Annotated in this window: 12 protein-coding genes; 1 reads left to right on the top strand and 11 read right to left on the bottom strand. The window is 36.5% G+C overall.

What is annotated here, in order from left to right:
• Positions 1-116: 116 nt before the first annotated feature.
• The 10 genes from NV377_RS22130 to lplA form a co-directional block, all read right to left on the bottom strand.
• A complete protein-coding gene (locus NV377_RS22130) occupies positions 117-812 on the bottom strand; it encodes a hypothetical protein (protein WP_258202991.1) in 696 nt (231 codons plus the stop codon).
• A complete protein-coding gene (locus NV377_RS22125) occupies positions 809-1,675 on the bottom strand; it encodes an ABC transporter ATP-binding protein (RefSeq protein ID WP_258202990.1) in 867 nt (288 codons plus the stop codon). Before NV377_RS22125 ends, NV377_RS22130 begins: the two co-directional genes overlap by 4 nt.
• A complete protein-coding gene (locus NV377_RS22120; protein WP_258202989.1) occupies positions 1,675-2,037 on the bottom strand; it encodes a GntR family transcriptional regulator in 363 nt (120 codons plus the stop codon). Before NV377_RS22120 ends, NV377_RS22125 begins: the two co-directional genes overlap by 1 nt.
• Positions 2,038-2,421: 384 nt before the next feature.
• Positions 2,422-3,363 (bottom strand): DMT family transporter, encoded by a 942-nt coding sequence (locus NV377_RS22115; RefSeq protein ID WP_258202988.1) that lies wholly within the window; start codon positions 3,361-3,363, stop codon positions 2,422-2,424.
• Between the two features lie 31 nt (positions 3,364-3,394).
• Positions 3,395-3,997 carry a response regulator transcription factor gene (locus NV377_RS22110; protein WP_258202987.1) on the bottom strand — a complete coding sequence of 201 codons (603 nt, stop codon included), beginning with the start codon at positions 3,995-3,997 and terminating at the stop codon, positions 3,395-3,397.
• On the bottom strand, positions 3,994-5,136 hold the full coding sequence (locus NV377_RS22105) for a sensor histidine kinase (protein WP_258202986.1): 1,143 nt from the start codon (positions 5,134-5,136) through the stop codon (positions 3,994-3,996). Before NV377_RS22105 ends, NV377_RS22110 begins: the two co-directional genes overlap by 4 nt.
• 101 nt (positions 5,137-5,237) lie before the next feature.
• A complete protein-coding gene (gene desA / locus NV377_RS22100; protein WP_258202985.1) occupies positions 5,238-6,266 on the bottom strand; it encodes a Delta(5) desaturase DesA in 1,029 nt (342 codons plus the stop codon).
• Between the two features lie 161 nt (positions 6,267-6,427).
• Positions 6,428-7,666: an aminopeptidase gene (locus NV377_RS22095; protein ID WP_258202984.1), complete on the bottom strand. Its 1,239-nt coding sequence runs from the start codon at positions 7,664-7,666 to the stop codon at positions 6,428-6,430.
• Between the two features lie 111 nt (positions 7,667-7,777).
• Positions 7,778-9,511: a methyl-accepting chemotaxis protein gene (locus NV377_RS22090; RefSeq protein WP_258202983.1), complete on the bottom strand. Its 1,734-nt coding sequence runs from the start codon at positions 9,509-9,511 to the stop codon at positions 7,778-7,780.
• Positions 9,512-9,664: 153 nt separating this feature from the next.
• On the bottom strand, positions 9,665-10,654 hold the full coding sequence (gene lplA / locus NV377_RS22085) for a lipoate--protein ligase (protein ID WP_258202982.1): 990 nt from the start codon (positions 10,652-10,654) through the stop codon (positions 9,665-9,667).
• Positions 10,655-10,979: 325 nt separating this feature from the next.
• Here lplA and NV377_RS22080 point away from each other — a divergent pair, with 325 nt between their 5' ends.
• Positions 10,980-11,951, top strand: a complete 972-nt coding sequence (locus NV377_RS22080) for an aldo/keto reductase (protein WP_258202981.1) — start codon at positions 10,980-10,982, stop codon at positions 11,949-11,951.
• 121 nt (positions 11,952-12,072) lie between these two features.
• On the opposite strand, the gene NV377_RS22075 is transcribed toward NV377_RS22080, so the two are convergent.
• Positions 12,073-13,059 (bottom strand): Gfo/Idh/MocA family protein, encoded by a 987-nt coding sequence (locus NV377_RS22075; RefSeq protein WP_258202980.1) that lies wholly within the window; start codon positions 13,057-13,059, stop codon positions 12,073-12,075.

Raw genomic sequence — 13,059 nt, 5'->3', positions numbered from 1 at the left:
AAAGTAACAAGCCATACATCACTACCTATATCAGGTTGTGATGTATGGCTTGTTGTCATTTCAAGTGAATCTTCATAATGTTTGTTTATAATCTCGACACATCCACTCGTAACTATTTACACATTAGCTGAAATTGTAGATATCTTGTTTGTGAACATACAGATAAGTCCATATATAACAGCAGCTACTAGTAATAATACACCCATAAATTGCGCAAGATTCAACCCCATTACAGCTTCAGCAAGCGGAATATACCATTTGAAGGGTAATCCAATAAAGAGAATGACTGCTAGTAAACCAACAAACCCATAACCTCCAATTAATCCAAAGCGATAGAATAGTATATTAACGAATATGCCACTCACCGATATTAAACTTATAATACAAGCATCGATAAGTAAATTAATGAATAGTGATACATTATCACCGAACAACATTGATATCTGCGGTATAATAATATTACTCAATTCAAAAATGTCTGCTCCCCAAAGTAATATAGAATTCATTAAAAACATCATAATTGCATGAGAGAATGACCAGATAATAATAAATATCGCTGTTGATCCTAGAAAACGTTTACGATTCAGACCATATCGAAGTGAAATAGACAAGGTCCTATTTAACAACTTCGTAGATAATATAAATGTGAATATATAAGTGCCTACTATACCGACTGTAATTAACGTAATATCAGGAAACATGTAGCATATAACAAGATTCAACAGAAACGACGAATTAATTAACCAAAATATTAAAAATTCTCTTTTGTAACTTAATAGCGATAGATAAAGACTACCTTTCCACTGATTCATCGGATTTGCTCCTTACGTTGGTTTTTACTTAATAGTATTAATAATTCTTGTAACTTAACTGCTTCTCGCTTCAGCCCTGAATGTGGTTGTTCATTGCCATCACTCATAATTACAGCGATATGCTCATTCATAAATTGACTACGATGTAACACTTGTTGCCCTACTATATAACGCTCTACATCCTCTAATTTACCCTTGACCCTGAATACCCGAGATTGAAGTTCCTCGTAAGATTGTTTCAATATAAGCCTACCTTCATGCATAATATAGACATCTTCGAATAATTCACTTGCTTCATCTACTAAATGCGTAGATAAAATAATTAAGCGCGGATTCATAGAAAACTGTTCAATTAACAAATCATAAAATAAGTGACGACCTGCCGCATCCATTCCAATATATGGCTCATCAAAAATGGTAACCGGTGCTTCGCTTGCAATGCCTGTAATTATTCCAAGCGCTGATACCATTCCTTTAGACATCGTTTTAACTTTCATTTTCTTATTCAATGAGAACTGCACAAGCAATTCTTCTGCAAGTTCATTATTCCAATTCGGATAGAAATATTGATTCAACTTCATTACTTGAGCTACAGTTACATGTGCTGGAAAGTTACCTGTTTCTCCAATAACACAAATATTTTTCATTAGTTCTCCATGGTCAAACACGGACTGACCATCAATACTAATACTTCCTTCACTTGGCGCTACTAATCCTGACAAAATATTAAGAAAACTTGTCTTGCCCGCTCCATTATGACCAAGAAGTCCAACGATTGCAGGCCCTTTCATTTCAAAGCTCAATCCGTCTAGTACATTATGATTTCTATAGCGCTTTGTTAGATTAGAAACCTCAATATTCATTAATTGTTCCTCCCAATCATTGTCATTAATTGCTCTATTGTTATTCCAAGTCTTTCTGCTTCATTGATCAAAGGCTGAATAAAGCTCACTTCAAAATTTTCTTTTCGCTCTTCAATAAGGAGTTGCTTTGCATTCGAACTTACGAACATTCCTACACCTCTTTTTTTATAAATGATTCCGCGATCTACTAGCTCGTTAACCCCTTTATTAGCTGTTGCTGGATTAATCTGATACTCTTTGGCAAATTCATTAATCGATGGTATTCGTTCTTCCGGTCCCATATGCCCATCGAGTATAGCATCTTCAATTTGTTCCTTAATCTGTTGAAATATTGGCTTTTCTCCATCTAAATAATTGTTCACATGAAACTCCTTTCTATAACATTTACCATCATTATTTTGATAATATATATACATTTATGTTGGTTGGTTAGTTACTTATGTAATTAACTATATAACACCATTTCAATCATGTCAACTACGATTACATTTTTTCCCTAACTGTTTTCCTTTACACCTTTCATTGCAACTTTTCATGACTACTTTAATATGAGTTGAATTAGCCTTCCAAGTTCAACTGTAAACATATCTTAGATTATTTTTATTGCTAACTGGTCAGCTTCATAAGTACAACAAAAAAGCTTTTAATCCCACATTTATCGTAGAATTAAAAGCTTACTTTATAAATAACAGTACTCTCATTACAGTTAATAGTATTGTAAATAGTATGATTGCATTCGATAAGTATTAATCTTTAATTAATATACTACTAGGTGTTGAATTCTTCCGTAGCGCGACCATATTCATGCCAATAACACCACCAAGGACAGCAATGCCTCCTATTATGTGATAATAAGCTAACTGTTCCTTTAATAGGACAACACCTGCTATTATCGCAATCAAAGTAGAAATATTACTAAACACGCTAAGCTGCGCAGCTTTGAATGTTTTCAATATTTTTATAGTTAAAAATGAGGTATATAGTGAAGCTAATGCTCCTAAGTAAAATATTGATATGAGATATGTACCACTTTGTAATGGTTCAAAATATTGTAGTATAGAACCGTTAATGATATGTCTACCTAGAGCCAATCCATTAAACACAACAAATCCAATAAGCATCATAACGAATGTTAGCTGTTGTGGTGCATAATTCGTTCCTAACTTCCTAGTCATAACATGATAGGCCGAAGATGATAGTGCAGAAATTAGTACAAGAATAGCACCCTTCATATCAGCTATATCTACATTCACACCTTTCATAACAAAGATGTATATTACTCCTGCTACCGATAGTAACAAGAAACCAATTTGGAGCTTACTGGAGTATTCATGTAGAAAGATAGCAGATAAAATAACGGTAGCAATTGGCGTAATCGCTTGTAGAATACCAGCCTCTGATGTTGAGATAAACTCCAATCCAAAGGTCTGAAAACTAAAAAATACAGATGGATAGAAAATAGCTACAGGCAATATTAACACAATATCACGTAAACTTAATCTAACCTTCTGTCGACTAATAAGTAGAATGGCAAGCAACAATAGAAAAGATACACTAAACCGATGAGCAAGTATATCGAAAGAATGACCATAAGGAAGGGAGATTTTCACAAAGAAAAAAGTAAATCCGATTATGATCGCAAATTGAGTTGCGGCCCAATAAGCTTTCCAAGTTGCATGATTGTTCATCTGTTTATGAATGCCTCCATCTGTCAAATGACTACTTAAACCAACCCTTGTCTTTGAAACGTGTAATCGCTTCGATTCGATTGCTCACACCCAGCTTATCAAGAATAGTTGAGATATAATTACGAACTGTTCCAGTCGATAGAAAAAGCTCGCTAGCAATTTCTTTTGTGTTTTTGCCATCTGCAACTAATCCTAATACTTCTTGCTCACGTTCTGTCAAAGGGTTATCAACACCACTATAAGCTTCATCCATTAATTCAGCGTCATAAATTCGCTTACCATCCATTACACTACGTATGGATGTTGCTAATTCCTCCGATGGACTATCTTTCAACAAATAACCACATACCCCTGCCTTAATTGCCCGTTCAAAATAACCTGCTCTAGCAAATGTTGTAAGAATAATAACTTTTGTATTACTACCTTTTAACTCTTCTGCCGCTTCAAGACCGCTCTTGATCGGCATCTCAATATCCATAATACATATATCAGGTTGTAGCGCTTGAACATAATCCAGTGCTTCTTGACCATTAGCAGCTTTGCCTACAACAGACATATCGTCTTCCAAATCAATTAACGAAGCCAAAGCTCCGAGCAGCATACGCTGATCTTCAGCAAGTACAATATTTATCATGTTATCGACTCCTTCATTGGTTGACGAACGGCATGTGGAACTGACATTTTCAATGTCGTCCCAACTTGATCTGTCGTGTCAATATATAGTGAACCATTCACGAATTCTAATCGTTCCTTCATACCTCTTAACCCATTCCCCTGATTATCAGACTGTTCGAATGTTATACCTATACCATCGTCATGTACGGTGAGAATAACCTCATCAGCAGTAGTATTTATGGAAATGTAACAATGGGTTGCTTGACTATGCTTGACGACATTTGTGACAGCTTCCTTCATACACATACAGAGAACATTTTCAGCAAGTAATGCAGTTGATTGAAGCTTAGGATCTCCGTTTAATTCATAACCAATCTCTGCTGCTGCTAGAATTTGGCTTACGATATATACCTCATCTTCTAGTCTAGTACCTCGCATCTTCGTCACTAGCTCTCGTACTTCCTTCGATGCAATTCTTGCTGTAGATCGAATATCTTGAATCTCACGCTCTGCTTGCGATAAATCTTTGTGCAATAATTTACCAGCTAGATCACTTTTCAGTCCAATAAGAGAGAGCTTCTGTCCGACAGTATCATGTAAATCTCTTGCAATACGCTGTCTCTCCTCTAGCTTAACTAATTCCGATATTCGTTTATTGGCATGCTCCAATTCGCCTTCCAACTGATCCTGCTTTTTCTGATTGTACGTATTGAACGGTAATAAAATAACGATTATGAGTGAGATAAGAATAAATGGGAATTGTGTGAAAAATATCGTTTTCTGCACAGCAAGACCATAGTTAACTGTTACAAACGTTGAAATCAAATGAATAATATATAGTGTATAAAAACCAGCTTTACTTTTAATATGCCCGATGAAAAATGCTAGAAAAATCGAAAAGTACACATAACTGAAATTAACTGTCATAATCATCGATATTACGATTTGGAAACTTGTCCATACATATATTGGCCAACCCTTTGATAGAAAAGCTAGCACATAACAAATAAAAAAGGCAACAATAAGAACAGTCCCAGATACCATTTCAATAGAATCCGAACTGTTAAATATAAAGTAGAACGGTAAAATACAGAAGACAAGCCAAATATAAGGCGATAAACCCGTTCCTCTACTAAACGTTTGATACCATTTATTCATGTATTATCCTACCTGTCTACAATAATCTTATGTTAAGTTTAACATATCTACCAACAATAACGCCCTAACAATGAGTTTAGGCTCATCGTTAGGGCGAATTGTTAACTTGCTTGTTTAGACGGACGATGATTATTGACCATTATTTTCTTCGCTTCACGGAAACCGACAAAGCGCTGAGTTTCTTCATCCCATAAACTAACCTTTAATGATAATAAACTTTCGCGTATTCCGATCGTTGTTGCTTGCTGCAATGGAGGAGTTTCATTATGCGCTTGCTCCAAGAAATAATTTGGAACTTTCGGGCTAAGATGATGCACATGGTGGAAACCAATATTTCCTGTTAACCATTGTAATAACTTAGGAAGACGGTAGTAAGAACTACCTTCAACTGCTGCTTTCACATAACTCCATTCATCATTATGCTCAAAGTAAGAATCCTCAAATTGATGTTGTACATAGAACAACCAAATACCTAACGCACCTGAAACGTAGAATACTGGAATTTGTACAAGTAATAGCGCTTGCCAACCAACTGCCCAAGTTAACAATGCATACATACCAACAATTAAGAAGTTCATTAAATACGTATTCATTCTTTCTTTACGACGTGCACCTTTACGATTAAAGCGATATTGAAACAGAAAGACTACAAATGGTCCTAGTACAAACATAACTAGAGGATTACGATAAAATCTATAATATAATTTTTGGAAAGTAGATGATTGTTCATACTCAGTTACTGTCATGATCCATAGATCACCAACACCACGTTTATCAAGATTACTACTTGTTGCATGGTGGATGGCATGTGAGTTTTTCCATTGTTGATAAGGGACATGAGTAATGACACCAGTTATGATCCCTACAATGTCATTAGCGCGCTTGCTCTTGAAGAAAGAGCCATGGCAACAGTCATGGAAAATAATAAATGTTCGGATAACGAACATACCAGTAGCGATGCTTAGAGGTAACGTGATCCAATAAGATACACTCAAACTCAGGTACGTTAAGTACCAAAGAGCAATAACGGGAATTAATGTGTTGCATAGCTGTCTGATACTAATAGACAGCTTCGTTTTCTCATATGGTGACATGCTTTTCTTCAATTGAAGCTGCTTTGGATCATTCATATACAACATCTCCCTCGTATCCGATCGTAGCTCTTAAGCTATTGAATACATTTTATATAACTATTGTATACAATTTCCGTCATATTCATAAGTCATAAACGTAAGGAAAACCATATGACAAATGTCATATGGTTTTCCTTATATTACTATTCATTTATCAACTAGAATGCCCATTCACCATTACGGAATACAGGAATTACAGTTCCATCTTGCCCGATACCGTCAATATCCATATCTCCGGATCCAATCATAAAGTCATTATGTGTAATACTTGCGTTAACGCCATTAGCTGCAAGTTCATCTTGTGTCATTGTTTTACCGCCATCTATATTGAATGCATATCCGCTACCGATCGCAAGGTGATTCGAAGCATTCTCATCAAATAATGTATTAAAGAATAATACACCTGATTGGGAAATTGGTGAACGATGTGGAACAAGTGCAACTTCCCCCAAATAATGTGAACCTTCATCAATCTCAACTAACTTCGCTAAATATTCTGCACCTTGCTCTGCTTCATACTTCACAATACGACCTTCTTCAAATGTAATTTTGAAGTTATCGATGACGTTACCACCGTAGCTAAGAGGCTTTGTGCTAGAAACATAACCATTCGTACCATTTCGCAAAGGTACAGTAAATACTTCTTCTGTTGGCATGTTCGCCATAAATGTATGTCCTTGCTCGTTCTCGCTACCAGCTGATACCCATAAATGCTTATCAGATAGCTCAATTGTAAGATCCGTTCCTGGTGCACGGTAATGTAACTTTTGGAAATGATAATTGTTAAGTGCAATTGCCTTAGCATGCAACGTATCGTTATGCTCTTGCCATGCCTGAACAGGATCAGCCGCATCTAGACGTACAGCTGCAAAGATAGCTTTCCATAATAGATCAATTGCCTCTTGATCAGAAGCAGCTTGCGGGAATACTTTTTTCGCCCATTCACTACCTGCAGCAGCAACGACTGTCCAACTGAATTTATCAGCTTGCATCGCTCGTCTGAACTCCATTAGTCCAGTACCGGAAGCTTTTTGATATGCGGATATACGATTAGAATCTACACCTGAAAGGTTATCTGGACTATCTGATACGATAGAAATAAATGCGCCATTTTTTTGTGAGAATTGTAGACGTTTGTCTGCTTCCCATTGTGGGTAATTGCTGAACACTTCATCAGAAGCCTTCATATATTTCAAACGTGAAAGTTTATCGTCTGTCCATTCTACATGTACATTACTTGCTCCTGCTTCATAAGCTTGATTTGCTACTGAACGAACCAAGTTTGCTTGTTCTACAGCTCCTGTAATGAAAACGGGCTGCCCTGGCTGAACATTAACCCCAATCTGTACAATTAATTTCGCATATTTTTCTAGTTGTTCATTTACTTTGATTGACATATGTACATCTCCTTTAATTGTGATGACTCTTATTTGCTTAGTATGGTTCATTACATTACAGTATATTATACCACTTGCCGGCTTACGATTCACTTTTTCAAAAGTTATGTTCTATATTGTTTGATGTTCTATCTTAAATTTATTTAGAACAGCTTGAAGTTCTACTGATTGTTGAATTAATTGATTAATAGTATGTCTGCTTTGATCAACAGAATGAATCTGTGTAGTAATCGTTTCCTTCATTTCTTTAGTTACGCTTAAGGATTGCTCAGTTAAACTCGCTGCATGACTAGCCAATTCATCAAGTTTTCCCATTGTCTCACTAATTTGCACAGATGTGCTTGATACATGCTGAGCTTGATCTTCTACATCACTAACCTCTTGCGAAATAAGAGTAAAAGCTTCACCTGCTAGCTGAACTGCAGATACACCCGATTCAATATCTTTCATACTGATCGAGGATGCCGTATTTACCTTTTCAGTAAGTGATAACATATCATGGATGAGTTGTTCTACATCTGTTGCAGCTTGGTCACTCTGGTCGGCCAACTTACGTACCTCCAAGGCAACGACATGAAATCCTCTACCATGCTCTCCAGCTCTAGCAGCCTCAATGGAAGCATTTAATGCTAGTAGTGCAGTTTGTGATGCAATACGTTTAATCATTAGAACCATTTCCTGAATATCTTGCGAGCGAGTATTTAAGTAGGCAATATCATCCGTTACTTTGGCAGATGATTGGAAGATATGATCCATCTGCAATTCTAATTGCTCCATAGACTCATTGGCTGTAGAAGATATATGACTAGCTCGATGTGCCATACTTAGCATAGACTCTGAAGTGGCTGCTACAGAGAGCATCCCTTTTCCAACTTCATACATTGCTTTTTTCGTTTCAATTGTTGCTTGGTGCTGAGCACTAGATTGTTGATCGGCGACCTGCAAATGATTATCTACTCTTTCATTTAGCTTATCGGACAAGGCCATATTTTCATTCAAAATATTTACGCTATCATTGATTACCTTCAAGCTACTAGCTACCCTCTGCAGCATTCCTTGTAGATCGCTACTCATATCATTAAAAACTTGTGATAGCTGGGCAATTTCACCACTACCTTTAACTTCTATCTTATCAGTTAGCACACCATTACTTACTTTCTTCATACTACTTACAAGCGAACTTATAGGCTTGGTCATTATTCTTGCGACAATCCACACTAGTAAAATAGAGATTAAAACGATGACAATGGACATAATCAGCATATCCTGTTTGTTCTGCTTTAATTGGGCGTAAACATTAGTCGCATCAAAATCTGCTCCGATTACTCCGATGATTTGACCTCCAGATGAAGTTATTGGTAGATAAGCAGATAACGTAGCACCAAACGCTTCTGTATAATCTAACTTTCCTATTCCCACTTCACCAGTTTTTAAAGTATTTTGTACAGCCTCATCAGTTTCAAGCTCTTCATCACCTAGAGCTGAGAAATATTCACTTTGCGTATCGGTTCCATCGACAATATAGTAGTATCCAGTCTTTCCATTCTGCTGCTTAGATATCATTGTATATAAATATTTTAACCCATTCGTTTCTTTAATTTGCTGTAGCTGGGCTTGTAAAGCATCGTAATATGTATTTCTTTCCATGGAGGAGGATAATGTCTGAAATTGCTCTACATCAATAATTTCACTTGCAGAAAACGCAATTGCCCTAGCTTGCTCACCTATCGTTTGTAATATTAATTTTTCAGAGGATTGATATAGACTATAGCTTAATATGAATCCACTAACACATAGTATCGTTGAAAAAAACAAAATCATACGAGATTGCAAACTTTTAAACATACTTACTCCTCCTAAAGACCTATTCTACAATGTAAAATTATAGCATGATAAGATAAAGTTGCATATTATATAACGACAATTATATAGCTTTCATCTGCAACAAAAAACGTGATTCGATCTCTATATAGATCAAATCACGTTATATTTGCTTGGCTATAGTAACAAGCCCATCCAGTCTTCTTTCGTAATCGGTCCGAAATAGAACGCTAGGTCAATATTGTCAGTTTGTCTGCTAAGCTCTTCCTCTGTATAACGTAAACCAACAAGCTGCTCAGCTACTTCGTTACGGTCACCACGACCGAAAAAGTCACCATAAATCGCTGCATCTTGAATGATTCCATCTTGTACATTCAAACGTACATCGAATGTTCCTGCACCTTCAATGCGTTTACGTTGTTGCATATTGAACTGTGGAGAACGGCCGTAAGTCCACTCCCAGCTACGATAACGTTCATCAGCTAGTTGACGTATTTTTTTCCAATCTTCTTCTGTTAAGTCATAAGTTTGAACTTCGCCTTCACCTGCAAAAATGGAATGTAAGATTTTCAGACGAAATTGCTCAATTGTCATTGGTTCCTGTAAAAATTCCGTAATGTTAGCGACACGACTTCTAACAGATTTTGTTGATTTGGAAGCATATTTCTCTGCATTAACTTTCAATGCACTCGCAACATTTTGCATTTCTGTATTGAATAGCAATGTGCCATGACTTATAATTTTCCCTCTAGAATGGAACTGTGCATTACCCGATATTTTCTTTTCACCAATTTGTATATCATTACGTCCTGTTAATTCCGCTTCAATCCCCATAGTACGTAATGCCTCAACAACTGGCTCGGTGAACTTTTTGAAATTATGGAAGGATGACCCGTCATCTTTCATAATAAAACTAAAATTCAAATTACCTAAATCGTGATATACAGCGCCGCCACCACTCATACGACGTACAATATGAATATGATTCTCTTTCACATATTCCGCATTAATTTCTTCAACTGTATTTTGATTTTTACCAATGATAATTGAAGGTTCATTAATATAAAATAGAAGATAATTGTTTTCAGGAAGTTGTCTGAAAATGTATTCCTCTAAGGCTAAGTTAATTGCTGGATCATGATTGCCTTCGTTGCTTACAAATAACATAATATCATCCTCCTAAAACTTTCTTAAGCTCCCTTGTAACACTTCAAAGTATAGAAAAGTTACTTCGGAATCATGAGCTAAAATGTTTCTTAGCTTATGAACACGTTATCATCGAATTATACTCTTAGTGCGCATCGCTTTTCAACTTTGCTTCTTAATGACATAATAATAAGATATTAAATTTACATGAAAAATTTTATCAGGTGCTTTCGATGCTACTTTTCATCACAATGATGAAATTCAAATGAAAATTAAAAAGCAGGCTTTCGCGAGTCGAGAAGATGGAGCGCTACTTGCGGGATAGAAAAAGTTATAGGAGGATACAATGAGATACAAACAACTTGGTAATAGTGGATTAACGGTGTCGGCAATTGGGCTTGGAACAAATGCATTTGGCAAACGTTCAGATGCTCAAACTTCTTCATTAATTATTGAAAGAGCCATTCATAATGGCATTACTTTTATCGACACAGCGAATATATACGCAGGATCGCAATCGGAAACTATTATTGGTCATGCGATTCAAGGCAAACGTAATGATATCGTTCTTACTACAAAGGCAGGGCTTCCTACGGGAAAAAGCCCTTATCATAAAGGTTCATCACGCCATCACCTTATGCAACAACTAGAAGCTAGTCTAACTCGACTTCAAACGGATTATATTGATCTATATCAAATTCACACATTCGACCCAAATACTCCGCTTGAGGAAACATTGCGTTGCCTTGAAGATATGATTACTTCAGGGAAAGTTCGTTACATCGGTTGTTCTAACTACTACGCTTGGGAGCTAATGAAGGCTTTAGGAATTAGTGATCGACTAGGGTTAAACAGATATATTTCTCAGCAAGTCAGTTATTCATTAGCTGATCGAACACCAGAACGTGAACTGATACCACTTTGTGTTGATCAAGGTATCGGCATTATTCCCTACTTCCCACTGGCTGGTGGAATATTAACAGGAAAGTATGCCTCGCCCAATCAAGTACCAGAAAATTCGCGTGCACAAACTGATCCAAGCTTTAATCGATTCCTAACAGAGCGGACATTAAAGTTAAGTCATGATCTACAGCAACTTGCTCATGAAAATGGAACAGCCCCTTCAAACCTTGCTATTGCATGGTTGCTTCATCAACCCGTTGTAAGCACCGTCATCGTAGGCGCAACAAAAGTGGCTCAATTAGAAACTAATTTGGAAGCATTAGAGTTATCCATTAATGATCACCTTATGGAACAGTTGAATAACATAAGTACAGATTTCCGTCATGGTGAACCGTTTGCTTCTTACCGAATTTAATCTTTATTTAGATTGCTATTGTTACAAATAGAAATAAGAAAAAAGACATAGCTTATACATGCTCAAGCAGAATTACTTTGCTGAGTTTGTAGCGCTATGTCTTTTATTGTCTTAGATAATATTACTTCAGATCAGCTGGGAACACTAGTCCAATCTGCTTACGTGCTTCATCCATTATTTCCATTGTAATAAGAGAGTTTTCGAAAGAATTAATTGGTGATTGCTTCTTATTCTCTTCTAGTAATTGGATAAAATGTTCGATCTCATAATACATATCTTGCTCAATCGTCGGTAAGCTCAGATCGACTTGCTCACCACCACGTGGCATCAATGTAACGCGACTAGGTTCACTTACGCGATCTAGCACCAGATTACCTTGCTCACCTTGAATCTCAACTGGCAATGATGAATTGGAGATTTTTGAATACATAACAACCGCATCCATATCATCGTACTCCAATATAATACTACCTTCACCGTCCACCCCAGAATCAAGCATGAATGCTGAAGCTTTTACTGACTTCGGCTTACCGAATAGCATGACAGCAGGATAGATACAATAAACACCGATATCCATTAATGCACCGTTAGAATATTCAGGCTTGAATGCATTCAGTACATTGCCTGCTTTGTATGCATCGTAACGAGATGAGTACTGACAGTAGCTTGCGAAATAGCGTCTTGGTTGCCCAATCTCATTAAGATGTTCAGCAACCTGTCGAAAAGCTGGCATAGTCGTTGATTTCATCGCTTCCATAAATAGCACTTGCTTACGCGATGCTATTTCAATTAATTGTTTCAATTCTTTGCTATTAGAAGTAACAGGCTTCTCACAAAGTACATGAATACCTTTCTCTAAAGCTATTTGAGCATAATGAGCATGTAAATTCGTTGGAGAAGCAATATATAAAGCTTGAATATTACCGCTATCAAGCATCTCTACTACATCTGTATAGCAATGAACGATATTATGTTTATTAGCAAAGCTTTGAGCTGTGTTTATTGAACGAGAACATACTGCTCCAACTTTGAAATTCGTCAGCATTGAGCCTGCTGCTATAAATCGATCACTAATAAAGTTAGTTCCAATGATACCGAATGAAATCAT

Source organism: Paenibacillus endoradicis (assembly GCF_024721975.1).
The sequence above is the reverse complement of the archived record's forward strand: the minus strand, read 5'-3'. Positions and strand labels throughout refer to the sequence as shown.

Excerpts from the sequence above, each read along its gene's own strand:
- NV377_RS22130 (WP_258202991.1), bottom strand. The coding sequence starts at position 812 with ATGAATCAGTGGAAAGGTAGTCTTTATCTATCGCTATTAAGTTACAAA.
- NV377_RS22125 (WP_258202990.1), bottom strand. The coding sequence starts at position 1,675 with ATGAATATTGAGGTTTCTAATCTAACAAAGCGCTATAGAAATCATAAT.
- NV377_RS22115 (WP_258202988.1), bottom strand. The coding sequence starts at position 3,363 with ATGAACAATCATGCAACTTGGAAAGCTTATTGGGCCGCAACTCAATTT.
- NV377_RS22110 (WP_258202987.1), bottom strand. The coding sequence starts at position 3,997 with ATGATAAATATTGTACTTGCTGAAGATCAGCGTATGCTGCTCGGAGCT.
- NV377_RS22105 (WP_258202986.1), bottom strand. The coding sequence starts at position 5,136 with ATGAATAAATGGTATCAAACGTTTAGTAGAGGAACGGGTTTATCGCCT.
- desA (WP_258202985.1), bottom strand. The coding sequence starts at position 6,266 with ATGAATGATCCAAAGCAGCTTCAATTGAAGAAAAGCATGTCACCATAT.
- NV377_RS22095 (WP_258202984.1), bottom strand. The coding sequence starts at position 7,666 with ATGTCAATCAAAGTAAATGAACAACTAGAAAAATATGCGAAATTAATT.
- NV377_RS22090 (WP_258202983.1), bottom strand. The coding sequence starts at position 9,511 with ATGTTTAAAAGTTTGCAATCTCGTATGATTTTGTTTTTTTCAACGATA.
- lplA (WP_258202982.1), bottom strand. The coding sequence starts at position 10,654 with ATGTTATTTGTAAGCAACGAAGGCAATCATGATCCAGCAATTAACTTA.
- NV377_RS22080 (WP_258202981.1), top strand. The coding sequence starts at position 10,980 with ATGAGATACAAACAACTTGGTAATAGTGGATTAACGGTGTCGGCAATT.
- NV377_RS22075 (WP_258202980.1), bottom strand. The coding sequence starts at position 13,059 with ATGATTTCATTCGGTATCATTGGAACTAACTTTATTAGTGATCGATTT.